Source organism: Cedecea sp. FDAARGOS_727 (assembly GCF_012273235.1).
In the GTDB taxonomy this organism is placed as follows: domain Bacteria; phylum Pseudomonadota; class Gammaproteobacteria; order Enterobacterales; family Enterobacteriaceae; genus Cedecea; species Cedecea davisae.
The window spans coordinates 3615795-3640475 of the sequence record NZ_CP050966.1; the positions used below are offsets into that span (position 1 = coordinate 3615795).

At 54.5% G+C, this 24681-nt stretch carries 19 protein-coding genes, 2 tRNA genes and 1 pseudogene; 10 read left to right on the top strand and 12 right to left on the bottom strand.

Going from position 1 to position 24681, the window contains the following annotated elements; translation table 11 throughout:
* Window positions 1–41 precede the first annotated feature (41 nt).
* A complete protein-coding gene (locus FOC35_RS16990) occupies window positions 42–836 on the top strand; it encodes a helix-turn-helix transcriptional regulator (protein WP_041165282.1) in 795 nt (264 codons plus the stop codon).
* Window positions 837–912: 76 nt separating this feature from the next.
* Here the strand turns inward: FOC35_RS16990 and FOC35_RS16995 are convergent.
* The 4 genes and pseudogenes from FOC35_RS16995 to mtfA form a co-directional block, all read right to left on the bottom strand.
* A pseudogene (locus FOC35_RS16995) lies at window positions 913–2150 on the bottom strand (IS110 family transposase).
* 424 nt (window positions 2151–2574) lie between these two features.
* Window positions 2575–3843: an integrase arm-type DNA-binding domain-containing protein gene (locus tag FOC35_RS17000; RefSeq protein WP_014229917.1), complete on the bottom strand. Its 1269-nt coding sequence runs from the start codon at window positions 3841–3843 to the stop codon at window positions 2575–2577.
* 161 nt (window positions 3844–4004) lie between these two features.
* Window positions 4005–4080, bottom strand: a tRNA-Asn gene (locus tag FOC35_RS17005).
* A 100-nt stretch (window positions 4081–4180) separates the two neighbouring features.
* Window positions 4181–4978 (bottom strand): DgsA anti-repressor MtfA, encoded by a 798-nt coding sequence (gene mtfA, locus FOC35_RS17010; RefSeq protein WP_172569585.1) that lies wholly within the window; start codon window positions 4976–4978, stop codon window positions 4181–4183.
* A 94-nt stretch (window positions 4979–5072) separates the two neighbouring features.
* On the opposite strand from mtfA, the gene FOC35_RS17015 reads away from it, so the two are divergent.
* Window positions 5073–5162 (top strand) — tRNA-Ser (locus tag FOC35_RS17015).
* A gap of 222 nt (window positions 5163–5384) precedes the next feature.
* Window positions 5385–5720: a multidrug efflux SMR transporter gene (locus tag FOC35_RS17020; RefSeq protein ID WP_016537095.1), complete on the top strand. Its 336-nt coding sequence runs from the start codon at window positions 5385–5387 to the stop codon at window positions 5718–5720.
* An 18-nt stretch (window positions 5721–5738) separates the two neighbouring features.
* Here the strand turns inward: FOC35_RS17020 and FOC35_RS17025 are convergent, their stop codons facing one another.
* From FOC35_RS17025 to mgtA, 7 genes are all read right to left on the bottom strand, one after another.
* Complete coding sequence (locus FOC35_RS17025; RefSeq protein ID WP_172569586.1) at window positions 5739–7064, bottom strand: HdeD family acid-resistance protein; 1326 nt, start codon at window positions 7062–7064, stop codon at window positions 5739–5741.
* 36 nt (window positions 7065–7100) lie between these two features.
* Window positions 7101–8369 carry an MASE1 domain-containing protein gene (locus FOC35_RS17030; protein WP_172569587.1) on the bottom strand — a complete coding sequence of 423 codons (1269 nt, stop codon included), beginning with the start codon at window positions 8367–8369 and terminating at the stop codon, window positions 7101–7103.
* Between the two features lie 114 nt (window positions 8370–8483).
* Window positions 8484–8966, bottom strand: a complete 483-nt coding sequence (locus tag FOC35_RS17035; RefSeq protein ID WP_244878513.1) for a hypothetical protein — start codon at window positions 8964–8966, stop codon at window positions 8484–8486.
* Window positions 8967–9462: 496 nt separating this feature from the next.
* On the bottom strand, window positions 9463–9804 hold the full coding sequence (locus FOC35_RS17040) for a DUF2493 domain-containing protein (RefSeq protein ID WP_039898378.1): 342 nt from the start codon (window positions 9802–9804) through the stop codon (window positions 9463–9465).
* Window positions 9805–9870: 66 nt separating this feature from the next.
* Window positions 9871–11523, bottom strand: coding sequence for a Na/Pi cotransporter family protein (locus FOC35_RS17045; RefSeq protein ID WP_172570389.1), 1653 nt, complete (start codon window positions 11521–11523; stop codon window positions 9871–9873).
* Window positions 11523–11762 carry a hypothetical protein gene (locus FOC35_RS17050; protein WP_172569588.1) on the bottom strand — a complete coding sequence of 80 codons (240 nt, stop codon included), beginning with the start codon at window positions 11760–11762 and terminating at the stop codon, window positions 11523–11525. The genes FOC35_RS17045 and FOC35_RS17050 overlap by 1 nt, the downstream gene beginning before the upstream one ends.
* Window positions 11763–11838: 76 nt before the next feature.
* Window positions 11839–14532, bottom strand: coding sequence for a magnesium-translocating P-type ATPase (gene mgtA, locus FOC35_RS17055; RefSeq protein WP_016537087.1), 2694 nt, complete (start codon window positions 14530–14532; stop codon window positions 11839–11841).
* Window positions 14533–15729: 1197 nt separating this feature from the next.
* On the opposite strand from mgtA, the gene drpB reads away from it, so the two are divergent.
* Entirely contained in the window at window positions 15730–16002 is a 273-nt protein-coding gene (drpB, locus tag FOC35_RS17060) for a cell division protein DrpB (RefSeq protein ID WP_172569589.1), read from the top strand.
* A gap of 494 nt (window positions 16003–16496) precedes the next feature.
* On the opposite strand, the gene FOC35_RS17065 is transcribed toward drpB, so the two are convergent.
* Window positions 16497–16646 (bottom strand): hypothetical protein, encoded by a 150-nt coding sequence (locus FOC35_RS17065; protein ID WP_172569590.1) that lies wholly within the window; start codon window positions 16644–16646, stop codon window positions 16497–16499.
* An 82-nt stretch (window positions 16647–16728) separates the two neighbouring features.
* Here FOC35_RS17065 and FOC35_RS17070 point away from each other — a divergent pair, with 82 nt between their 5' ends.
* The 6 genes from FOC35_RS17070 (at window position 16729) to FOC35_RS17095 (ending at window position 24672) form a co-directional block, all read left to right on the top strand.
* Window positions 16729–17043 (top strand): PTS fructose transporter subunit IIB, encoded by a 315-nt coding sequence (locus FOC35_RS17070; protein ID WP_172569591.1) that lies wholly within the window; start codon window positions 16729–16731, stop codon window positions 17041–17043.
* Window positions 17036–18151: a PTS fructose transporter subunit IIC gene (locus FOC35_RS17075; protein ID WP_172569592.1), complete on the top strand. Its 1116-nt coding sequence runs from the start codon at window positions 17036–17038 to the stop codon at window positions 18149–18151. The genes FOC35_RS17070 and FOC35_RS17075 overlap by 8 nt, the downstream gene beginning before the upstream one ends.
* 99 nt (window positions 18152–18250) lie before the next feature.
* Entirely contained in the window at window positions 18251–20833 is a 2583-nt protein-coding gene (locus FOC35_RS17080) for a glycoside hydrolase family 38 C-terminal domain-containing protein (protein ID WP_172569593.1), read from the top strand.
* Window positions 20834–20854: 21 nt separating this feature from the next.
* Window positions 20855–22408 carry a fructose PTS transporter subunit IIA gene (locus tag FOC35_RS17085; RefSeq protein ID WP_172569594.1) on the top strand — a complete coding sequence of 518 codons (1554 nt, stop codon included), beginning with the start codon at window positions 20855–20857 and terminating at the stop codon, window positions 22406–22408.
* A gap of 49 nt (window positions 22409–22457) precedes the next feature.
* Entirely contained in the window at window positions 22458–23153 is a 696-nt protein-coding gene (locus FOC35_RS17090; RefSeq protein WP_016537079.1) for a phosphohydrolase, read from the top strand.
* Between the two features lie 109 nt (window positions 23154–23262).
* Entirely contained in the window at window positions 23263–24672 is a 1410-nt protein-coding gene (locus FOC35_RS17095; RefSeq protein WP_254065300.1) for a DNA cytosine methyltransferase, read from the top strand.
* The last annotated feature ends 9 nt before the right edge of the window (window positions 24673–24681 follow it).

Sequence of the window (24681 nt, forward strand, 5' to 3'; positions counted from 1 at the left end):
AGTTACAGAATATAGATAACCTGACAACATATAGCTAAATCATGCCAGTTAATAAAAAATCTGTGACCTCGCCGGAAGAGTTTAATGCCGATGATTTCAGTCAGGCCGCTATCGCCCTGCATGTATCATCGTCAGGTGAGTATGCCGGGCAAAGTCCGCACGCTCATCGCAAGGGGCAACTTATTCTCTCTTTGCGCGGTGCAGTGCGCTGTGAGGTTGAGGATGCGCTGTGGCTTGTTCCACCAGGACATGCCGTCTGGGTTCCGGGAGAAATCCCCCACCGTTGCCGGATCACGAAGAATGCAGACACGTGCCTTTTATTCATCGAGCCCGGCACGGCAGCGATGCCGAAAATCTGCTGTACCATAGCGATTACACCTCTGGTTCGCGAGCTTGTTCTGTATCTTGCAGAGCAGGAACATGCTTATTCTCCTGACAGTAAAACCGCCAGGCTTGCAGCGGTGCTGCTGGAGCATATTCCGGATGTGCCGGTTGAAGCACTCCATCTTCCTGTATCAGATCATCCTAAAATCCGGATTATGGCTGAGGCACTTTTTAATGAGCCAGATGACCGGCGAACGTTAAAGCATTGGGCTGCTCATCTGGCCATCAGCGAACGATCTCTGGCCAGGCTGATAAAAGAGGCGACAGGAATGAGCTTTGGTCGCTGGCGTCAGCAGCTGCATTTGATGATTGCCCTGAGCCATCTGTCTGAAGGTCAGCCCGTGCAGCGCGTAGCCGGAACGCTGGGATATGATTCGGTCAGTGCGTTTATTACGATGTTCAGAAAAGCGCTGGGTAAATCACCGACGCAATATTTTTCTTCCCTGGATTAGTGCACAAGCACAGAAGCCGGATTTATTCAAAGAACACCAGCGTCCGCTTCACGCCCTGAGACATTCAACAAGCTTTTTATGGCTTCAGTAAGGGCGAGTGTCGCGCTTCGAGAGCCAGCAAATACTTCGCTTCATCGTACCGAGTTTGGTCTTCCAGCAGCGGTAAATGATCGTTATCCATTTGAAAGCAAGAGCCCGGATTGCAGATTGGTGCGATTTCTCTTTTTCTCGCAGTCCCTGATAATAAAGTCTGGCCCAGTATGATGAGTTAACCGTCTTGGCAGCCCATTCAACAAAAGTCTGCCTGACGAACTTAGCACACTGCCATCGCCAGTGAACCCAGGATTTCTGGCCACTTCGTTCTGTCACCGGTGCAATACCTGCGTAGTTTTGAATTTCTTCAGCGCTGTTGAAGCGGTCGCGGTTATCACCCAGTGCGGCAAGCATCCTTGGACCCATGCACGGTCCCATTCCAGGAAGTGATTTGAACAGTTCTGCATCCGGAAGCGTACCGAATAAGGATTCAATACGTTCGTCGTAGGTTCTGATTAGGTCGCCTGCCAGTTTGATTTGAGATGCGAGTGCTGTTGCCATCAATGCATTTGCCTCTATTACACTTTTATCTGTGGTCAGTGGAATAGCATTGGCAATACTTGCAACCCGCTGTTCGGTATATGCAACAGCAGGACCACCTTTAGCGTTCATAAAATGACGAACAGTATCGCTGCGAGCCCGTTTGAGTTGTTGCAGGCTGGGCCAGCGAATGATTAGCTCGCAGAACAGTGAATTGTCCCGATGGGAGAACCATTCCAGGGGCAGGGGGTAATACTGCTTAAGCGTGTTGATGAGCCGATTTACAAAGCGACGCTTGTCTTCGACCAGCAGTCGGCGCTGCTCAACTAATTGCTGGAGTAACCGGATATCTGCGTTGTCGGGTTCAATGGCTTTTATCTTTTGGGGATAGCGTAGCATTAACTCTAATGCTAGCTCGGCATCCTGCGGGTCATTTTTAGCGCCGCTGGGTGAGAAGGCTTGCCGGTAACGAGCCAGGGACAAAGCGTGGACGGAGAAAACGGTGATAAAGGGATATTTTTGAAGAGCATATACCACGGGGCCCTTCTTCAGCTCGAGAGCTATTGCGATTCTGCCTTTTACCTTCTGGTGTAACTCAGTAAGCCAGATATCAAGCGCTTCTGCCGTATGTTCAATCACATGGAATACGCGTTCACCGTTTTTGAACTGAACACAGACATCGTGTTTTTTATCTGCCCAGTCCAGACCAACATGTGCAGCAAATTGATTAGTCGCAGTCATCACCAACTCCTTTCATCGGGGATTGGTATGCATTCCACGCTCTTCGAAAGAAATATAGTCAGCAGTGTATCTGCATGCCCTGAGTATTCGTTAGCGAACGCGGAGCACCTACTGGTTCGAAAGAGAAGCGGCGATCATCACATGATTCTCGCTCAATATTCGTAACCAGTAAGCGCATACCCTGAATCACTCAAAAGTGTAATTCTCAGGGTTAGAATGACTATAGTTCGCTCATAACTGACCCAATCCGTTTCCGTGGATAGATCTAAATGATAAGCGGACCTCACACTTTCGATTCACGCAGGTCAATTCGGTTAAAGATGCTCATAAACGGCTTAACAATTTCTCCGAGTTGAAGCCAGAAAAATGCCCTACCAGTACAGACTGATACGGCTTTTTTTTGTGGCTTATTCTGTCAGAGGGGTTATCCCATTGTGTAACTGATTTCCTTCCCACAAATATAAGGTGGGGCATACGCTTTCCTGCACATATCCAGATAATCCGACCACCATTGCATCATCGCTTTACGGGAATCGAGATATTCTGCTTTATGGATGTAAGCCGCTCGAACGCTGTTACGCTCCTGATGACTCATCTGCCGTTCAACCGCATCCTGTGCCCACAGGCCAGACTCCATCAGGGCACTACAGGCCATTGCCCGTAATCCGTGGCCGCAGATTTCATTTTTTGTGTCATATCTCATCAGGCGCAACGCCTTGTTGACGGTGTTTTCACACATTGGCTTATACGGATTATGGTCACCGGGGAATATCAGCACGCGATGCCCGGATATTTCCCGTATCTGTTTCAGAATAGCGATGGACTGACGGGAGAGTGGAACGATATGTGGAGTGCGCATTTTTGCACCACGCCCAGAGTAGCGGACACCGGAGATGGCCTCGCGAGTGGCAGGAATGGTCCAGATTCTATTTTTGAAATCGATCTCAGACCAACGGGCGAAACGAAGCTCGCTGGAACGGATGAATAGGTGAAGGGTGAGTAATACGGCCAGGCGGGTTAACTCTCGTCCTTGCTTGTAGTCCTCAATGCGAGCCAACAGTTCCGGTAGCCGCTCCAACTGAAGGGCGGGGTAGTGACGTTTAACGGGCGGGGAGATGATACCCTCCAGATTTGCTGCCGGATTGTTCTCTATCAACTCCTGATGTATGGCATGACGCATGATGTTGCACATATGCTGCCGGGTGCGTGCTGCGACTTCCAGCAGACCTTTTTGCTCAATGCCTTTTAGCAGGTCAATAAAGTGACGAGGTTTTAGTTCTGCTACGGGCAAGTGTCCAATCACAGGGAATATATGATTGTTCATGCTGGCAAGCAGACGGGAGGCGTGGTTCTCTGACCATGTTCGGTTGCTTTTATGCCAGTCCAGTGCCACATACTTGAAAGTTTTGTCTGGCGAGGAAGTGGATCTTTCCGCAGAGCGCTGTTGTGCAGGATTGATATTATGCGCCAGCAATTTACGGATACCATCACGCTGTTGACGAGCATCAGCCAAAGACACATCAGGGTATGCGCCTAAGCCAAGGCGAGATTCTTTTCTATTGATACGATATTTGAGATACCAGAGACGTGAACCGCCTGGATTAACCAGCAGATACAGACCATGGGAATCGGAGACTTTAAAGGGTTTTGCGGATGGTTTTAAGTTGCGGATTTTTGAGTCGTTAAGAGACATTTGGGGGTCACTCCGTCATCGAACCAACTTGACCCCAAATCTGACCACCAAATTCTCCCGATGCGGAGGGAAAACTAAAAATACATCGGGAAGACTTTTCACGCTAACTTATTGAATCTAAATTACATAAGGATTCGCAGAGCGGCATGAAAACAAGAGTTTGGCTCCTCTGACTGGACTCGAACCAGTGACATACGGATTAACAGTCCGCCGTTCTACCGACTGAACTACAGAGGAATTGTTTCAACGGGGCGCATGTTATCGTTAGCCATAAAAACTGTCAACAGTAAAAGTAACGTATTAATTCGTATGATTAATTTTGCGCCGTGTTGTTGATTTAATGCACCGTGTTTCCGGCCACTCCTGGGGTGTTTTCCCGATCAACCAGCCGTTGCAGCGGGTCTTGTCCGTAGAACTGGCAAAAACGTTGGTAAAGTGAGGCGAAGCGAGGCGTGAAAAGCTGCGGGGCGCTGAAGAAATATTCGGAGAGCACCGCAAAACATTCCGCCGGATCGGTGGCCGCATAGGCATCAATGCTGGCGGCGTTTTCGCCCACCATATCGATCTCATCCTGGATGCTGTCCATCGCCGCATGGAGGTCGTGCTCCCAGCCTGCAACGTCGCGCAGGGCAATCAGCGGTACGCCGCTGGCGCGGTCGCCGTTGCGGGCGTCCAGCTTGTGGGCGACTTCGTGGACTATCAGGTTAAAACCGGAGGCGTCGAAAGAGTCCTGCACGTCCAGCCAGTTAAGCACCACCGGACCCTGCTGCCAGCTCTGCCCGGACTGCACCACGCGCTGGCTGTGCACCAGACCAAAATCGTCCTGCCATTCGTCATCGACGATAAACGGCGCGGGGTAGAGCAGCACTTCGTGAAAACCGTCCAGCCACTCGATACCCAGCGCTAAAACCGGCAGGCAAAATAGCAGCGCAATACGGGCGGACTTTAGCTCATCCAGTTCAAAACCCTGCACCGGCACCAGCCGTTTTTGCTGTAAAAAACGCTCGCCAAGGGTAATCAGTTTTTGCTGCTCGGTTTCACTGAGTGGCGCCAGCACGGGAATGGCTAACGCCTGCTCCCACGGCAAAGCCGGGGCAGCGGTTGAATCACTTGCTTTCCAGGGCCACTTAATCATGTTACTTGCTCGCAAAGTCATCGTTTGAACAGAAACGAAAGAACGCAGGCTGTTAAAATGCCGCATAACCTGGCATTATGGCAACCACCAGAACGGAGAGATGCCGGAGCGGCTGAACGGACTAGTCTCGAAAACTAGAGTAGGGGCAACTCTACCGGGGGTTCAAATCCCCCTCTCTCCGCCATTCTTCGCCGCACAACTTATCACCTGGCTTGTGCAGCAGGGTAGTTGTTTACCCACCCTTAGTTCATTCTGTGAACCAGATCTTGTAACCTCTTCATTCGCGTAGCATTGCTGCCGTGAACATCGCATTTATTTTAATCTGCCTTTCATTTTCTTCTTGTTGATATTTTGGCCTGGGTTAAGTTCTATAATTCAACCAGGATTTTCAACTCAAGGAAAAACAATGCCTAATACCTGGATTATTCTCGCTATTTCTATCTGCGCAGAAACGCTGGCTACCACCATGATGAAAGCCTCTGACGGTTTCAGTCGATTAGTACCCAGCATCGTGGTGGTGGTGGGCTATGCCGTCTCATTTTACGGCCTGTCGCAGGTTGTCAAAACCATGAATATCGGCATCGCTTACGCCATATGGGCGGGCATGGGGATCTTCCTGGTTTCCGTGATGTCATTCCTGTTTTATAAGCAGAAACTCGATCTCCCGGCCCTGGCAGGCATGCTGTTCATTGCCGTGGGGATTATGATTATTCAGCTCTTTTCGAAGTCCGTTACCCATTAACAGGCACTTTCAGGGCGGCTACTTCTCCGCCTTTTTGTCTTCGCGCCATTTGTAGGACACGCGCTGATACCATGGTTCCGGCACGGGATGAACGATGCTGCGCAGCGCTCTGGCGTAATCCATCACCAGCCCCGGCGTCCAGGCCATAGACACGGCGCGTTTACGAACCTGAGCGGCTATCCAAAGTTCGGGCATTGCGAGTGTTCTGAGTATGGATAGCCAGCTTTTACTGCGCCTGGACAGCACGCCATCCAGCGAGGCCTCCAGCGCATAGGCAACGCTGCTTGAGCAATTGCGATAGGTCAGATTATAGGTTTTGGTGAGCTTGTAGGCGCTCCAGAACCGCTGTAAGGCTTTGCCGTTGTACTGGTGGAAGTAGATTTTGCGATCTGAATGGCACCACTCAGCTGCCTCCGTGGCATAGTCCGGCTGGAACGTGCCCGGAACGTCGTTATCGCGCGTTGCCTTGAGCGTATTTAAAAACTCTGACGGTGAGCGGTCGATGTCCTCTGCCGGATAAAGACTGATGTAGATACCCGGCGGGACCTCCAGCGCGGCATGGCCGGTTGAAATCACACCTTCGGTATCCACGGCGGCGATATAGCGATTGATCACCGGCCGGGGGATGGTCGAAGCGCTGGCCGTGCCTTCCGGGGTCCAGATATGCACCGTTAGTGGTTCGCTAAAATCAGCGCCAGACGAGTCTACCGGCTTAGCTTTTGTTTCAGCACCTTTCTTCACTTGAAAGTTCATTCCCGCGGGCACCAAAAGCTCAAATACAGAGGTGCCTTCTTTCAGACGTGCCACACGAAGCGCAAGCCGCACGGTATGGATGCCGCTGAAGATCATTAACGTTCCCAGGAAGAAGGAGACGGTGGCTTTGTAGTGAGTCGGCCAGGGGCTGAACATGAAAATGGCGAACACGATCTGCGCCATGCCGGTGACCAGCGTGCTTTTCCAGTGCGGGAAACGAACAATCCACGCGGAGAAAATCACAAACAGGCCAATCACGAAGTAGGCAAAGCCGAATACGATTGCCAGCAGCAAGTTGCTATAAGATTGATTCGATATGATAAGCAGCGAGACGAAACAGAAGACCCCGCCTTTAAAGTAAAGCACGGCCTTTTGCGCCCCAACGCCGCCGGAGGCAATGCTCAATGTGACCAGGCTTTCCATCAGTAATAGCAGGCCAAAAAAACGCAGAGGGAAATAGGTCACGCCGTCCAGGCCATCAAGAAATATAGCCAGCCCGAGCAGGCCCCAGAGCCCACCCAGCAGGATCAGGTATTTAACCCGGGAGCGCATAAAATCAACGCCGAATAATAACAGGGCAATCTGAATCACAAGCTTTCCGCTCCTTAAAAGTCATCACATCCGTGTTTAGATAGCCAGATCGTAATGACTGGTCTGCCAGTTTCCGACAATAATCCGCGAGCCGCCGTTGGACATGGCAACGCCGCCGCTGTCAACCAGCGTCAGCCACTCGTCGTTATTCGTTTTTATACGGAATATCAGCGCGCTGTGCCTGGCCTTAGCCGGGGTAAACCAGTGTTGCCGAAGTTTTTCCCGATCTGAAGGGTGCACATGCCGGAGCACTCGCTCCACGGTGTTGAACTCATCCGGGGAGGCTGAACCCAGCAGGGAAGAGAGATCGTTCTCCCAGTTAAATACGCCCGTGGCGGGCTCCAGTCGATAAAGCACGCCGTTCCCGGCTAGCCTGCCGGTGTCCGGGTTGAAACGGTTAGTTGAACGTCTTACTACACGCACAAACACGATAAGCAAAGCAGCGGCTGAGAGATAGCTCAGCGCCAGCAGCAGTGACTCCGTGAAGCTGAGGCCATGGAGAAAGAAAGGCCCCTGATGCTGGTCGGTAAAGTGGATAACGATTGCCCCCAACGCCACCAGTCCGATGGACCCGCCGCGGTTACCCCATACCAGAGAAAGCATCATGGTCAGCACAATCGGCAAGCAGGAGAGAGCGAAATAGAGCGCGGCGGCTTCGGTTCTGAGCCAGGTCCCCTTGTAGTCGAAAATAAATGCCGTTGCCGCGCAGAGCAACAGCAGCAGCGCAAGACCGGCCAGGCGGGTGGACCAGGAGGCGGAAGCCGCGGGCCCACGTTTATTCACGAAACCCATCACCACGGTCGTGGCGAAGAAGATCCCCGTGACGTCGGCAACGAACCCGTTCCAGATGGTTTTTGTCATCGGCTGGTCGGTGATAAAGGCGTAACCTCCGCCGACCAGCAGCGCATCTAACAGGCTGACAATAAAGGTGGAGCATATCCACAGAAGGATGACATGCAGGTCGTCATTAGCGCGCGAGAAGCGTCGAACAATCCAGGCGATGAGCACGTTAGCAGGCATCGCCAGCAGCGAATAACCCAGCGTGGTGACAAATATGGGAACGCTCTGCCATGCCTCATCAAGCAACACGCTCATTAATGCGAAAATAAGAATAAGCACAGGATAGTCGCGCCAGCGGGCGGACAAAAAAGCCGCTACGGCAACGCCGGAAGGAAACCAGACGATAGCAATGGCAGAATTTGGATCGTCAAATTTAAGCGATATCAGTCCCGAGAGATAATATACCCCGCCCCACAAGAGCAGGATAAAGGTTCGCTGTAGCCAGGAGGGGAAATACGTTTTCATTTCTCGTCCATTTTTGATTCAGAGAAAGCGCGCTGCATTCCGCTGTGGATCTATGTTTAGCTTTAATGCTAACAACCCTTTGCCGAAAAACAAAGGGGGGCCGTATGTCGGCCCTCAGACCGCATGCCGGGTGTCAATTTTGTTCGGCGAGGAAAGATGCCCGGCGCTGGCTCCGGTAGGCTGAATCTGCGCCTCATCCTGATTGCTCTCTATGACGGAATGCTCATGTATTTGCCCATAGGGTCTGCTATCTGCGGCGATACTTTGTTTATTGAAGCCTGACCGTGATTCTGCGTCAGGGCGCAAGCAGCGGGCAGCAGGAGAGGGAAGTAAAGCTACGCGCAAGGTTTCCCTCAGCCCTCTTTGTACCCATTTCATCGCCTGATTGGGCATGGCCGAAACGGATATTTTACCGGCCAGCAGGCAGGGCTTAACGTTCCAGACCATCAGCAAAATGTCCTTTCGGGTTCCGGCGTCGGTGGTATGGCGAATCTTTGCCGCAGATAAATGCGAGCTGGCCTGTGCTTCCCAGGTGTAAACAAGCAGGGAAGCCGGAGGATTCAGGTCATTTGTCGCCTTCACCGGGAGCTTCAACATGCCGGTAACTATCAGTATAGCCAGTAAACCCGGCAGTATTATGCTGCACAGAAATAGCAGGCGCTCGCTGATTCTTTTCAGAAAAAATAAACGTGTTTTGAACCCGGACATCCGATGCTACCCCAGGGCTGGATCCGCCGTTTCGGTGAGGAAACGGCCATCAAGCAACCCAAACTTAATTAACGAATCAGCAAACCCGGTTATGAAAAAATTAATTTGCTGTAGATAAAATGATCTAAAAACGAGGGTTTATTATTCTTTATCCCAACGATCATCCTCTTACAGAGTAAATACCGGCTCAACGAAAAGGGATAAACCTCATTTCATAGCGATTTTACACTTATCCTGCTTTCATTTCTGGAGTTTTATTATGAATTGGGTGTTTTTTGTGGTTTTATATTTTTCTTGTTTTCGATTGGGCGGGGGGATCGATTGTATACTGAGCAACGGTGGAAAACGGTGCCGATCGATAAGCAGCGCCGTTTTCCTGTAGGGACTAAATCTCAATCACTCTGATTCCGGCTTTTTGCGCCATTCTTATGCATTCCGCGGTATCTTCCCCTCCGGGGAAAGCCAGCAGTACGTCGGGGCGGCTGTCCTGGAGCATAAACAGGTTACGGCGCACTTCGGCATATTTCCCGTGCAGCGCCCAGTTTGCCGGGTAGCGGATGACGTGGATATCGGTTCCGCGCGCCCAGGTCTCGATTATTCCCCCCAGCGCCTGATGGCCGCCGTGGATTAAAACGTTGATACCCTGCGTGCTGGCGTAAAGCTCCAGTACGCGGGTCACGGTATTGGTGTCGGCATAAAACCGACCCGAGCAGATTAATACTCTCACTGGTCTGTACCTTAAAGTTGCTTTCCCTGAAAAAAAGTTCTTCCGCGCACGGCGGTTATTGTTTTTTTACACTTCCGCCGGAGGGTCAATAAACAGCGGTTCTTTGTCGCCCAGGCGGTCAATTACCGGGTAGGCCACGGCGGCGATGTGGTGATGTACCCGGCGGTAATCACGCAGCACGCGCTGGAAAATATCGCCGGATTCAGCCCAGGTATTTTTGTCGTCGCGCAGATTTTTAAAATGCTCGCGGCTGGCAGAGGCTTCGAGCTGGCGAATAGTCTCTTTGCGCTGTACCAGCTGGTGCGCGGCGGACAAATCTTCCCCCATGAAGGCGGCAATCCCCAGCCGCAGGCTGGTAAGGATCTCGGCGTGCAGCAGGCGGATGTTGTTCAGCTCAAAATCATTAAACAGCTCACCGCGTCGCGCCCGGCGCGTAGCCAGCTGGGTCAGGTTGCTGGAAAGAATGTCTCCTGCATGCTCAAAGTTGATGATAAACATCAGGATCTCCTGCGAGCGGTCGGCGTCTGCATCGTTTAGCCCGTCCTGGCCGATGTCCGCGAGATAGGCGCGCACCGCCGCGCTCAGCAGATCAACCGACTGGTCAAGGTGGCGAATTTCATCGGCGGCCTGTTTCTCCTGGGTGACGAACAGCACCAGCAGGCGGTCAAGCATGATGGTCAGCATGTCCGCCGCCCGCAGCGATTCACGTACCGAATTAGAGAGTCCGATATAGGCCACCTCCAGCCCGGCCTCGTCCAGATACATCGGCATACCGGGGTCGCCAACGCGCTCTTCCTCGGGGAAAATACGCTCCAGCATGCGCGCCATTGGCGCGGTCAGGCCGATAAACAGCAGCGCCAGCACCGCGCTAAAAGCGGTATGGAACCAAACAACTAACTGCGGCGTGCTCAGGGCCATTTTCGCAGCTATATCCGTCAGCAGCGGCAGCAGAATCAAAGCCAGCGCGCAGCCGGACAGGCGTACCATCAGGTTACCCATCGGCAGGCGGCGAGCCACGGCGGAACCGGCATTCAGTACCGGCGGCAGCGCGCCGCCTATATTTGCACCCAGCACCAGGACCATGGCGGTCGCAGGCGATATTGCACCGGTTCCGGCAAGGGAGGCGATCAGCAGAATAATCGCCACGCTGGAGTGGCAAATCAGGGTCAGCATTAAGGCAACCAGCAGCGCGATAAGCACGTCGCCCTCCAGCCCCTGCATTACGGCGTGGAACACCGGCGTGGTTTCAATTTCTCCCAGCGTGCTGCCGAGCATATGCAGGGCGAGCAGCATCAGCCCGAGGCCAATCAGCGCGCATCCCACGCTCTCGAAATTCGAGTGATCGCGCAGTTTAAACACCACAAAACCGGCCAGTATCAGCAGCGGAATGGCGATTTCGGTATTAAAGCTCATCAGCTGTACCACCAGCGTGGAGCCGATGTTCGCGCCGAGCATGACCGCCAGCGCCGGGGCGAGGCTAAGGGTTCCTGCGGCGGTAAACGAGGTTGCCATCATGCTGACCGCGGTGCTGCTTTGCAGGATGCCGGTAATGCCGACCCCCGAGAGCAGGGCGGTCCAGCGGTTTGTAAGGTGGCGGCCCATCCAGTTGCGCAGCGGCGTGCCGAAGCCGCGCTGTAACGCGGTGGAAATCATATGGCTGCCCCAGAGCAGCAGGGCAATGGCGCCAGCCAGGTTAATTAACAGAGTAGTTCCGGACATCATTTATTCCCCCTCTTAAGGGCGGGTGTAGTAACAAAACGCAGTAACCTGATCGAAAGACGATTTATGGCGCTGGCGAGATTGAGTAGTGATTTAGAGTGCTGATAGTTAATTTTTCCCCCGGCGTACCATGCCAAAGCACGAACGCGCAGGGTGCGGGTTATTTTCATTAAAAATAAAATCATCAAGGCGATGGTCCTATTTTTAATCAGGAAAATAATGGAATAGTGCTTTTCCATAATGCATTCCAGCTTTTATTGCTTACCTGAAAGGTGCCGCCGCAGCGGCACCGTATGGCATTGTTTTAAAAAGAGCTTAGTGCCACTGTTTGAAACGACGCATGTAGAAGGTTTTCATTCCCTGAGCCACACAGCAGTAGGCGAGCAGGGTGCCGACCAGCCACGGGAAGTACTGCCACGGCAGCGCCTGCAGCCCGACCAACGGCCCGAGCGGAGAGAACGGCACGTAAATACCCACAGCCATAACCAGCCCGGTCATCATCATTACCGGCCAGGCGGCAGTGCTTTGAATAAACGGTATTTTCTGGGTACGCAGCATATGCACGACCAGGGTCTGCGACAGTAGGCCTTCCACGAACCAGCCGGACTGGAACAGGGTCTGCATATGCTCGCTGTTGGCGCTAAAGACGAACCACATCAGGGCGAAGGTCGTCATGTCGAAGATGGATGAAGTCGGGCCAATCCACACCATAAAGCGGCCGATGTTTTTTGCATCCCATTTGCGCGGCTTGCTGAGGAACTCTTTATCCGTTTTGTCCCACGGCAGCGCGAGCTGGGAGATGTCGTACATCAGGTTTTGCAGCAGCAGCTGAATGGCCAACATCGGCAGGAACGGAATAAAGGCGCTCGCCACCAGCACCGAGAACACGTTGCCGAAGTTGGAGCTGGCGGTCATGTTCAGGTACTTCATGATATTGCCGAAGGTTTCGCGCCCTTTGATAACGCCTTCTTCCAGCACCATCAGGCTCTTTTCCAGCAGGATGATATCGGCAGACTCTTTGGCGATGTCCGTGCCGCTGTCTACGGATATACCGACGTCGGCATCGCGCAGGGCAGGGGCATCGTTAATGCCGTCGCCGAGGAAGCCGACCGTGTGCCCGTTGGCCTGCAACGCTTTCAGTACGCGGGACTTTTGCAGCGGCGTCAGCTTGGCAAATACCGTGCGTTCTTCCACCAGCTGTTGCAGAGAAGCATCGCTCAGTTGCTCAATCTGTGGCCCTAGCACCGGCTCGCCCGGCTCCAGCCCGACCTGGCGGCAGATACGCGTGGTGACAATTGCGTTATCGCCGGTCAGCACTTTTACCGCCACGCCAATATCCATCAGAGCGGCAATCGCCGGCCCAGCGCTCTCCTTCGGTGGATCGAGGAAGGTGAGGAAGCCGCGGATAATCAGGTCATGCTCATCATCTGCGCCGTACTGTTTTTTAGCTTCGGCTTTAGGAATATCGCGTGTGGCAACCACAAGAACGCGGAACCCGTCTTTGTTATAGTCGTTTGTCATCGCCAGCATGGCGTCCCGGCGCGGCTGATCGAGGGCGATAACCTTGCCATTCTCTTCCATGTGGGTGGCAATGCTCAGCATCTCCTCCACCGCGCCTTTGCACACCAGCAGATGGTTGCTCTGGGCATCTTTCACCACAATCGACAGGCGGCGGCGCACAAAATCGAACGGCATTTCGTCCACTTTGCTAAAGCCCTGCGGTTTCACAAAGCCCGGCTCATTTTCGGAGAAGTAGATCACCGCCTGGTCCATCAGGTTTTTGATGCCGCTCTGGTGATGGCTGTTGAGCCACGCCAGCGCCAGCACGGACTCATTTTTCTGGCCGTGGGTATCAACGTGATGCTCGAGGATAATTTTATCCTGCGTCAGGGTACCGGTTTTGTCGGTACACAGGACATCCATCGCGCCGAGGTTCTGGATAGCGTTGAGACGCTTAACCACCACTTTGCGCTTCGCCATGGCGACCGCGCCTTTTGCCAGGTTGGCGCTGACTATCATCGGCAGCATTTCAGGCGTCAGGCCGACGGCAACCGCCAGAGCAAACAGCAGCGCATCCCACCATTCGCCTTTCATCAGGCCGTTAATCAGGAACACCACCGGCACCATCACCAGCATAAAGCGGATCAGCAGCCAGCTAACGCTGTTTACGCCGCGGTCAAAGGCGGTTTGCGCCCGGGTGCCGACAATCGCTTTAGCCAGCGAGCCGAAGTAGGTCCGTGGCCCGGTTGCCACCACAACGGCCAGCGCCGTGCCGCTAACCACGTTGGTACCCATAAAGCAGATATTCGGGAGATCCAGCAGGTTTTCGCTCTCGTCGGCTTTGTCGTGAGCGGACTTCTGCGCCACGTCCCCGAGAGTGTCGTACTTCTCGATAGGCAGCGCCTCACCGGTCAATACCGCCTGGCTGATGAACAGGTCACGGGATTCGATCAGGCGAACGTCTGCCGGGATCATATCCCCGGCGTACAGCTGCACGATGTCGCCCACCACCAGCTCGCGCATCGGGATTTCACGCGGGGTTCCTTTTTGCCCTGCGTGTTCACGGCGCACGACCGTTGCGGTAGTACGCACCATCGCTTTCAGCGCTTCGGCCGATTTTGCCGAGCGGTGTTCCTGCCAGAAACGGACCAGGCCGCTAAGGGCAACCATGGTGCCGATGATGATAACCGTGGTCAGGTCGCCTTCTTCGCCGTGGCTGGTCGGCAGCCAGTAGTCGGTAAAGAAGCTGATACCGGCCAGAATGGCCAGCACGTAGATAAACGGGTTGTTAAATGCCATCAGCAGCTGGAGCAGCGCGTGAGGCGGCTTGTCGTGGGCGACTTCATTCAGGCCATCTCGTTCCAGACGAGCGCTGGCGTGGGCTTCCTGTAATCCTTCTCTGGTGGTGTTGAGGTTAACCAATGTTTCAGCGATGCCGTTTTTGGCTTCCTGGGCCGCACGCATAGAGAGCGTGCTTTTTTTATTACGGTTCTTGGTTTGTACAGTCATGGTGGTGCTCCTGTCGCCGGGCAGCAGCCGACCATTTTGCGGTTAGCGCCTTATTAAGGGCGGCCGAAAATAGTCTGCGGTAGCGCAAACGATCGGTTTCAAATTAATTTCAGACACGGCTTTCCGCTATTTATTATTTGAAATAAATAGAACGGAAAATTATTTATTTTTATTTGGGCATGACTAAGCCGCCTGATGTCTATGTGAAAACATCAGTGAATATTCAGGCACCAATAATGGCTTAACTCAGCGTAACGTGCAGGCGCAGGCGGCTCGGTAGAGCGCGCACGGCATCACAACGCAACGGCTGAATCAGGCGGCGGAGGGTCGACTTTGTGGGTCTTCGCTATCGGAGAAGCTGCAACGGCGCTCCAGCTGGCCGGTCACAGGACTGACGCGCCAGTTAGTGATGCGTTGCCTCAACTCACTGATTTTCGAAGAGAAAATTGAGTTTGGCTGTTTTTTGCGTGCAGACAAAACCCGATCGCGGGGCGGCCGGACACGCAAAGTTGATGTCACTGTTTTGACACCAGGAAAAAGGGTAGATTTGAAGTTCATAACACACCTCGGGACCGTGAAAACCCTGGTCGAGGTGGGACAGCACAAGAGCATCAGGCTCCGGCGAGACACACCAAAACGAAGAAGTGATCACAATCGATTTCATGTTTACTTTCCCGAACAGCCTTTAAGGCAATATTCGGGCAGCTACTAAATTCAGTATCCATTAGTCTCTTATGTCAGGTTAGGAAAGGCCGCAACTTCGGCCCGTGAAATCTACCCATGCCTAATAGTATTGTCAACCCGTCAGGGAAGATTAAATTTATTCGTTTATATTTCAGTTAGGAAATATTGAGGGTTAAGGAATTAAATATTAGGGATTTGAGAATATGTCTGGCTTACCCGGACATGTGGCCGAAAGGAGAGAGGACGATCGGTCGTGCTGTTTTTGCCTTCCTCCCGGAAAAACGAACAAGGATGAGGAGGCAACCGCAAAAGCAGCATTAAGAATTTTCCTTAAGCTAAATCAATTCCGGGCTGCAATGCTGATTTTTGGCCCACAAGCCTTGATATGAAACAAAATTTAACGCTTATGGCGGTTGATATACGCCGTTAGTGTGATAAAAATCACATTCAGGCGGCAGGGGAACTGCTGCCGGCAACCCGTCTTGTTTAGTTGATTAAGTTAGGTCGAACGTTATGGATGCGAAACCAACTCGCAGTCCCGGCGGTAAAATCGCGCTGTGGCTGTTTTATGCTTTTTGTTTGTACATTGTCTGGGCGATGATTCGCTACTTTTGGGTGGTCAGCAACGTAACCGGCGGCGATCTCGGGACTTTCGGCGGAAAACTGCTTGGCGCGTTAATGGGGCTGCTGGTGCTTGGCTCCGTGGCGGCCGTGCTGGGATGGATTGCGTGGTACACCCGGCCGCGGGCTTATCCGGCCCGCATCAGGGATAACCGCCTGCGCTGAATTCGAAAACTTGCGCTCTGAATGGCATTCTTATGCATGTGATTCAGAGCGCAAACCCTCCCTCTGATTTACCTCTTCCGGTCTTTGATTTAATTCCCCGCACGCACGCTCTTTTTATTAATTAACATTTGTTAAGCTCGTTATAAATAATCCCTTGTAAAAAACAGGCATATAACTCTGTGTTTATATCTGTGCGTAAAGTCACGTTTGTTATTTTTCGAACTGTCTACACTGCACTCATATTTTCAGGAGAAGCCATGCACGCTTATATTGTTCGGACCTTTATAATTTGCCGCCTGATGTTGCTGTCCGCCAGCAACAAGGTGCGCATCTGTCTGAATAATAGCTGCTGGTTCAACGTGGTTAACGATCTGGAAAAAGATACCTCAGTATATTCCGAATGTATCGATAACGAGTTCGCCGCAAATTGGTCACGGCTGTGGTGCAGCGCCGGGAAATTGTATAACGAGTTATGCCATGGTCATGCTCGGTTATTAAAAACGCAGCGCGCTGTCAGTCGGCCATGCCGCCTGGCTATCCGTAAGCGCTACGAGCTTGCCTTCCTGTTCCGTATTTCCAGCCTGCATCAGCTGATGATGTGCCTCCACGCCAGCGGCGACTCGGGAGATACAGCTATGCAGCAAGTCGTTCTCCCCCGAAGCACAATGCGCTTTTCAGCCATTGTGCTTTTTTTATTGCCTCAATTCAGCCCGATAAGGAGTTGTTATGTATATCGTTTGTGTTGCAGCCTGCCCGACGGGCGTCGCCCATACCTACATGGCTGCGGAAGCGCTTGAAATGACCGGCAAACAGCGCGGCCATGAAATTAAAGTTGAAACCCAGGGCAGCATGGGCGTTGAAAATGAAATCAGCGCCGAAGATCTCGCCAGAGCCGATGCGGCGGTAATCGCCGCGGACGTGGCGATTACCGGCCGGGAACGTTTTGACGGCATGATGAAGCTGGAGTGCAGCGTAGCGGACCCTATCAAGTTCGGCGACGCCGTTTTTGAGGCGATAGAGGCGGAGTGTGCAAATGGCTAAATTCAGGGCAGAGGGGAAATCCCAAACCGGAACCGAGATTAAGAATGCCATTATGACCGGGGTGTCATGGATGCTGCCGTTTGTTATCGCCGGGGCGGTGATTATGGGCATCGCGCGCATTGGAGCATCCCTGTACGGCATCGACAATATCTGGGACGCTAGCCATGCCCAGGCGGCCAGCATTGTGGTGCAAACGCTGCATAAATTTGACGGTTTTGGCGGCCTCGCGCTTTCCCTGATGCTGCCGGTTGTGGCCGGATATATCAGCTTTGCCATTGCCAACAAACCCGGTCTGGCTCCGGGGATGATTGGCGGCCTGCTTGCCAGCGGCCTCGGCACCGGGTTCCTCGGCGCACTAGCTGCGGGGTTTGTGGCGGGCTACATCGTGCGCGGGCTGGCGACTTATATCAAACTGCCGAAGGTGCTGGCCTCCGCCGGGCCTATCTTTATTTTGCCGGTAGGCGGGACGCTGCTGACCTGTATTGTCATGGCTTTTATCATCGGTAACCCGCTGGCGGCGCTTAACCACGGCATGGAAAACTGGCTGCTGGCGATGTCCGGTGCCAACAAAATTATTCTTGCAGCAGTAGTCGGCGGCATGGTGGGTTTCGACCTCGGCGGCCCGGTGAACAAAGCGGCTGTAACAACCGCTATGGCGCTGCTGGCCTCCGGTATTTATGACCCGAACACGGCGGCGCAGGTGGCAATTATCGTCCCGCCAATCGGCCTGGGCGTCGCTACTTTGCTGTGGTCAAAGCGCTTTCCTGTATCGCTGCGTGAAGCGGGGAAAGCCTCTACGCTGATGGGGCTAATCGGCGTATCTGAAGGGGCAATTCCCTTTGCACTTGCCAACCCAAAAATCATCCTCATCAACGTTATTGGCGCCGCCACCGGGGCGGCCATGGCTGTCGGGCTGGGAGCGGTGAATCATGCGCCCATCTCCGGTTTTTACGGTTGGCTGGCGGTGGACAAATGGCCGATATACGTGCTTTCCATTGTTACCGGATCGGCGATTATTGCCGTTGGCTCATTATTAGTCTTCCGCGGCGAGAGCGTTATTGAAAATAAAGCGACGGCACCTACGCCTAAATTCAAAGTGGGGCGTTAGATGCGTGCCTGATTAATTCAAGGCGGCAATTTAGATATTCACGTCAGTATTTACTGTAGAGGTTTTTTACACCCTGAATTTCGCTATTAAGGTGACAAAATGAAGACCGTACATTTGGTTCAACACACGCACTGGGATCGTGAGTGGTATTTCACCGAGAATGATTCAAAAGTTGTGCTCTATTATTTTATGCTGGATTTACTTACCCGTATGGAGCAGGACGAAACGCTGGGACCTTTTATTCTCGACGGGCAAACGGTGATGCTGGAAGATTTTTTGGCGGTGGCACCGGAGCAGCGTGAGCGCCTGCAAAAATTAGTTACCGATGGCCGGGTGTTGATTGGCCCGTGGTACACCCAAAGCGACTTTTTAGTCGTTGGCGCGGAGTCTATCGCCCGTAACCTGCTATTTGGCCTGGCGGACTGTAAAGCCTGGGGCAGCTATATGCCGGTTGGCTACGTGCCGGACTCCTTCGGGCAAAGCGCTCAGCTGCCGATGTTCCTTAGCGAATTTGCTATCGACAGCGCGGTTATCTGGCGCGGATGGTGCGAACGCGACGTCGCCAGGAGTGAGTTTTACTGGCATGCGCAGGGAGGGCAGAGCGTGTTAACCGCGGTGCTGCCGTGGGGCTACGGCTGCGCGAAGTGGCTTCCGACCGAGCCGGAAAAACTGGGCGAAGCGCTGCCGCCCATTCTTGAAAAACAGGCCCGTTTCTCGGCCACGGATCACCTGCTGTTGCCGAACGGTAACGATCAGTCGCCTTTCGAATACGGCGTGCCTGAAGCGCTGGAGCGGCTGAATACCCGCCAGCAGGACTATTGCTTCAAGCGCAGCAGCTTCAGCGATTTCTTCAGCGCCTTACGCGCCAGCGGCGAAAGCCTGCCCGAATGGCGCGGCGAGCTGCTTAGCCCGAAATATATGCGCATCCACCGCGGTATTTTCTCGACCCGCGCCGACATCAAACAGCTCAACGCCTCGCTGGAGCAGTTCCTCAGCCAGACGCTGGAACCTTTGCTGGCCCTGGGCTGGCGGCTTGGCCTGCCTTACCCTCAGCATGCGGTTGAAACCCTCTGGCGCGAGGCGATGAAGTCCCACGCTCACGACAGCATCGGCGGCTGTAATTCAGACCGCGTAAATCAAATGGTGAAAGGGCGTTTGCAGTCCGGGAAAGAGAGTGCCCGGCAGTTGTTTGACCTGAATATGAAAATGCTGGCGGAGGGAATAGAAGCCCGGCAGCAGGGTAAAAAAATTCTGGTCTTCAACCCGCTTCCGCATACCAGAGATGCTGAGGTCAGCCTGACGTTGTTCACGCCGGAGCAGGCGTTCCGCATCGTCGATGAGAACGGCAACGCCTGCGTCTGGCAACTGCTGAATGAAGCGCCGCAGGACATGTCGCTGGTGGTGCAGGAACTGTCCAACAGCACCAGTCCAACCTGGTACCGCAAGTGCCAGATCCTGCTGGCGGCACGGGATCTTCCGGCCTGCGGCTATCAAACTTTTTACCTTCAGGAAGGGGAGTCCGCCGGGTTCGCGCTGCCGGAGCCGCAGATTGACGCCCTGGAAAACGCCTGGCTGCGCCTCGAGATTAATAGCGGCGTGCTGACGCTTATCGATAAGCGTTCCGGCGAGGTTTACCCGCACATTCTGCGGTTGGTGGACGGTGAAGATGCCGGGGACAACTACAACTACTCGCCGCCGGAAGAGGACTGGAAAATTACTGGCGACGGCTGCCTGCATCACAGCAAGCTCGAACGTGGCCCGCTTAAAGACACGCTGCTGCTGGACTGGCGTATTCCCGTGCCCGTGGACTCGGCTTCTCGTCGCGCACGCCGCCTGGATGCTCTGCTTGAAGTGACGCTGACCGTTTCTCTGCCGCACGACAGAGCGTGGCTGGATGTGGAAATTGAGGTCAACAATACGCTGCGCGATCACCGTTTACAGGTGGAACTGCCGACGGATATCCACCAGGCATTTCACTTTGCCGACCAGCCTTTTGGCCTGATCCAGCGGGAAAATATTCCGGGGGAATTAGCGGTCTGGCGGCAGGAAAACTGGACCGAAGCGCCCGCGTCGCTTTGGCCGATGCAAAGCCTTGCTCTGCTCCACGAACGGCAACGTGGTCTTGGCGTGGTGACTGCCGGGTTGAGGGAGTATGAAATCCCCGTCGGGCAGCCGGACACCCTGGCAATCACCCTGTTCCGCTGCGTGGGCTGGTTGGGGCAGGCGGCGCTGCCGTGGCGGCCGGGGCGAGCTTCCGGAATGGTGCTCCCTTCGCCAGACTCGCAAATGCCGGGTATTCACCGCTTCCATCTTGCGGTATTGCCGATGAATAACGGGCAGGATGGCGCATTCTGGCATGCAATTGAGCAATGGCGCACGCCGGCCTCCGGCTATCTGGACACCGGCTGGTCGCGCTTTCGCACCAACCCTCATGGTCGAAATTTCCCCTCTCGCTTCAGCGTCCTCAACTGGGAGAGTCAGCTGCATTTCAGCACCCTGAAAAAAGCGCAGAACGAAGAGGCGCTGCTGCTCAGAGGCTGGAATCCTGGCCTGGAGCCGCTGGAAAACATTGCCCCGGAAGCTGACGGGCTGCTGGAGCAGGTCACGCTGGCGGAACTTCCGGTCGGCAATTCTGCGGATCCTGTGGCCGCCGGAACGCCGATCTCCTGGCTGATTCGATAATCTGAACAAGGTGGAACACTTATGCAGACTCTTTTATTTCGCTGCCGGTTAGCCAACGGGCTTCACGCCAGGCCCGCCAGCGCGCTGGAGCAGCAGACGGCGCGGTTCGCCGCAACGGTGACCCTGATAAACCTGACTAAATCACGGCGGGCCAGCGCCAAAAGCGTGCTTGCTATGGTGGGAGCCGACGTGGCTCCGGGGGATGAATGCCAGTTGCAGATAGAGGGCGAGGACGAGCAACAGGCACTGCTGGCGCTGCGGGATTTTATCGAAAATGAATTTGAGCATAGCGATGGGCCGCTGGCCGGGGGAAGCGCAGGCGGCGAGCAGCTTTTGCCGGTCTTTCTCTCCCGCAGCCGGTCGAAAATCTGGCAGGGAACCGGCGTCAGGAAAGGTATTGCCATAGCAAAAGCCGTTTACTTGCAGCATACAGAACTCGATGAACTTGCCCGCCAGCAGGAGGAAACGCCGCCCGACGTTCAGCAACGGCAGCTGGGCAAGGCGCTCGAAGATGCCCGCCGGCAATTGCGGGCCGATATTGCCCGCCACGATGGGGAGGCGGCGCAGATCCTCGATGCCCAAAGCCAGCTGCTGGAGGATGAAACCGTTGAGGAATGCCTGCTCGGGCAGTCGGGAACGCCTAATGCGATTGCCGCTCTGGCGCGAGCCGTTGACGCGCTGCGGGAACCGTTCCGGCAGAGCGGAAGCGACTACCTGCGCCAGCGCGAGCTGGATGTTTACGATCTCGGGCTGCGGCTTGCCTGCCAGCTTACCGGGGAGGCGAGGATGTGGCTGCCAGAGCTGAACGAAGGTTCGATTTTGGTATGCCGTAGCCTGCTGACGCCCGGCCAGCTTCTGCTGCTGCGCGGTGCAAATCTGCGGGGCATTGTGATGCCCAAAGGGGGCGAAACGTCCCACACCGCTATTCTGGCCGGGGTCTTTGCTATTCCGCTGCTATGTCCTGACTCAACGGGCGAGTTATTCGCTCAACCCGCCGGGGAGCTTTTGCTGGCTGCTGATTGTGGCCTGCTGCTGTCGGACCCGGATGAGGTCGCCCGGCGCTGGTTCCAGCTTGAAGACGAGAAACAGCGGCGTTTGCCAACCGCGAGCGGTGACGAGCCGGAGGGGGATATGCTCTCTGAGTCGCTGGTGCTGCTTAATGAAAGCCTGCGTGACAAACACGAGGTGATAAAGCGGCTGACGGATAATCTTGACGTTCAGGGAAGGGTTGTTTCGGCGACGCTGGCCGAGCATTCCATCTGGCAGCGGGAGGAAGTTTTCACCACCGCGCTGGGATTTTCTATCGCTATACCCCACTGTAAATCGGCGGCAATAACCCGCAGCAGCATCTCCGTTTTACGGCTGACCGAGCCGCTGGAGTGGGGGAATGGAGTGGCGGTAAAACTGGTGATTATGCTGACCCTCAGCGAGGGCGAAGGGCAGCAGCATATGCGTATTTTCTCAGTTTTAGCCCGGCGGCTGATGCATGAATCTTTCCGCAAACGCCTTATGGCCGCCGGTTCGCCGCGAGAGATGCTCAACCTGCTGCGGGATGAGGTCATGATATCGTCATAAATCTGGGTATACTCGGACATGCGCTTTTCACGAAAACGGGAGTACGAGTATGCCGATTGCCCACTGGCAGCAGCAGTTTGAGCAGTATTTGATTGAAAATTGGGCGCAGGACGACAAAGCCCATGACGTGGCGCACTTTCGGCGCGTGTGGAAAACCGCTCAACACATTATCGAAGGCACCGAGGCGGACAGGCTGGTAGTGTTGACGGCCTGCTATTTTCACGACATCGTAAATTTGCCAAAAAATCACCCGGAGCGCCATCTGGCGTCGACCCAGGCGGCGCAGGAAACGCTGCGCATTCTTGACGCTCATTTCCCGGAGTTTCCGCGCGAGCTGTACGACGACGTCGCCCACGCGGTCCGCGCCCACAGCTTCAGTGCAGCCATTGAGCCGCAGACGCTGGAAGCCAAAGCTGTGCAGGATGCCGACCGGCTTGAATCCCTTGGCGCTATCGGCCTGGCGCGTGTGTTTTACGTTTCCGGCGCGCTCGGGCGCTCGCTGTTTGACAGTGAGGACCCGCTTGCTGAAAGCCGCGAGCTGGACGACACGCTTTATTCCCTCGACCATTTCCAGAGAAAGCTGCTGCGCCTTCCGGGGTCAATGCAAACCGAGGCTGGCCGCGCGCTGGCTCACCACAACGCCGATTTCCTCGTCGGTTATATGGCTAAGCTGTGCGCTGAACTGAAAGGGGATTATCTGACGCTGGACGACCAGGTTATACGCCGTTTTAAATCACAGCCTTAGCGCCCGCAGGCTTAATCTATAAGGCTCGCCACTAGCGCGGGCCGTTTCCGTTCTCTCTGGGTCAAATCAGTGATACAGTCTCACTACCTTTTCCCATTTTTGGTTGATAATGAACGACCTCGACGCGATTGCAGAACAACTCTCCCTCCAGGCCCTGCGCCATAAACAGACTCAGCAAGAAGAAGACCACGCTCTGGTGAGCCGCCTGCTGGAAATCTACGATCAGAAAACCGTAGCCCTGCGCCTGAAGCAGGTAGGAGGAGACTGGACGCGTGAGTCCCTGAACCGCTGGTATAACGGTAAATCGAGCCCGCGAGGGCTGACCGAAGTGGAAGTCCGGATGCTGCAAAGTATGCTGCCGTCGCCGCCCGCTCATCACGGAAATTATGCGTTTCGCTTTATCGATTTATTTGCCGGTATCGGCGGCATTCGCAGCGGTTTTGAAGCTATTGGCGGCAAGTGCGTGTTTACCAGCGAATGGAACAAACACGCGGTTCGCACCTATAAAGCGAACTGGTATTGCGACCCGGCCGAGCACCAGTTTAATGAAGATATTCGCGACGTTACGTTGAGTAATCGCCCCGAAGTTACGGACGAGCAGGCAACGGCGCATATTCAGGCCACGCTGCCGGATCACGACGTATTGCTCGCCGGGTTCCCCTGCCAGCCGTTCTCGCTGGCAGGCGTCTCGAAGAAAAATGCGCTTGGCCGCGCCCACGGCTTTGCCTGCGAAACTCAGGGAACGCTGTTTTTCGACGTGGCGAGGATTATCGCCGCCAAACGTCCGCCGGTGTTTGTGCTGGAAAACGTTAAAAACCTCAAGAGCCACGATAAGGGCAACACCTTCCGCATTATCATGCAGACCCTCGATGAACTGGGTTACGAAGTAGCGGACGCGGCGGTCACAGGGCGCGATGACCCGAAAATTGTCGACGGTAAAAACTTCCTGCCGCAGCACCGCGAGCGCATCGTGCTGGTGGGGACGCGGCGCGACCTCAATCTGCACCCGGACGTCACGCTGACCCGGCTTAGCGAATTCTATCCTGCCCGCCGTCCCGCCTTTGGCGAGTTACTTGACCCTGAAGTTGACCCCAAATACATCCTGACGCCGACGCTGTGGAAATACCTCTACAACTACGCGAAGAAGCACCAGGCCAAGGGCAACGGGTTCGGGTATGGGCTGGTGGACCCCACTAATCCTGCCAGCGTCGCCCGCACGCTTTCGGCCCGATATTATAAAGACGGGGCGGAAATCCTTATCGATCGCGGCTGGGACAAAGCGCTGGGAGAAGTCGACTTTAACGACCCGACAAATCAGCTGCACCGGCCTCGCCGCCTGACGCCGCGCGAATGCGCAAGGCTGATGGGATTTGAAGCGCCTCAGGGGAAAGCGTTCCGTATTCCGGTTTCCGATACTCAGGCCTACCGCCAGTTTGGTAACTCGGTGGTGGTTCCGGCTTTTGCCGCCGTGGCGAAGCTGCTTGAGCCAACCATCAAACGCGCGGTGAAAAAGCGCTAGCGGAGGCAC

Coding starts and splice junctions, on each gene's coding strand:
- mgtA (WP_016537087.1), bottom strand. CDS start 14,532: ATGACTGTACAAACCAAGAACCGTAATAAAAAAAGCACGCTCTCTATG.
- FOC35_RS17095 (WP_254065300.1), top strand. CDS start 23,263: ATGAACGACCTCGACGCGATTGCAGAACAACTCTCCCTCCAGGCCCTG.
- FOC35_RS17085 (WP_172569594.1), top strand. CDS start 20,855: ATGCAGACTCTTTTATTTCGCTGCCGGTTAGCCAACGGGCTTCACGCC.
- FOC35_RS17030 (WP_172569587.1), bottom strand. CDS start 8,369: ATGAAAACGTATTTCCCCTCCTGGCTACAGCGAACCTTTATCCTGCTC.
- FOC35_RS17080 (WP_172569593.1), top strand. CDS start 18,251: ATGAAGACCGTACATTTGGTTCAACACACGCACTGGGATCGTGAGTGG.
- FOC35_RS17000 (WP_014229917.1), bottom strand. CDS start 3,843: ATGTCTCTTAACGACTCAAAAATCCGCAACTTAAAACCATCCGCAAAA.
- FOC35_RS17050 (WP_172569588.1), bottom strand. CDS start 11,762: ATGGAAAAGCACTATTCCATTATTTTCCTGATTAAAAATAGGACCATC.
- FOC35_RS16990 (WP_041165282.1), top strand. CDS start 42: ATGCCAGTTAATAAAAAATCTGTGACCTCGCCGGAAGAGTTTAATGCC.
- FOC35_RS17020 (WP_016537095.1), top strand. CDS start 5,385: ATGCCTAATACCTGGATTATTCTCGCTATTTCTATCTGCGCAGAAACG.
- FOC35_RS17035 (WP_244878513.1), bottom strand. CDS start 8,966: ATGTTGAAGCTCCCGGTGAAGGCGACAAATGACCTGAATCCTCCGGCT.
- drpB (WP_172569589.1), top strand. CDS start 15,730: ATGGATGCGAAACCAACTCGCAGTCCCGGCGGTAAAATCGCGCTGTGG.
- FOC35_RS17045 (WP_172570389.1), bottom strand. CDS start 11,523: ATGTCCGGAACTACTCTGTTAATTAACCTGGCTGGCGCCATTGCCCTG.
- mtfA (WP_172569585.1), bottom strand. CDS start 4,978: ATGATTAAGTGGCCCTGGAAAGCAAGTGATTCAACCGCTGCCCCGGCT.
- FOC35_RS17090 (WP_016537079.1), top strand. CDS start 22,458: ATGCCGATTGCCCACTGGCAGCAGCAGTTTGAGCAGTATTTGATTGAA.
- FOC35_RS17070 (WP_172569591.1), top strand. CDS start 16,729: ATGTATATCGTTTGTGTTGCAGCCTGCCCGACGGGCGTCGCCCATACC.
- FOC35_RS17075 (WP_172569592.1), top strand. CDS start 17,036: ATGGCTAAATTCAGGGCAGAGGGGAAATCCCAAACCGGAACCGAGATT.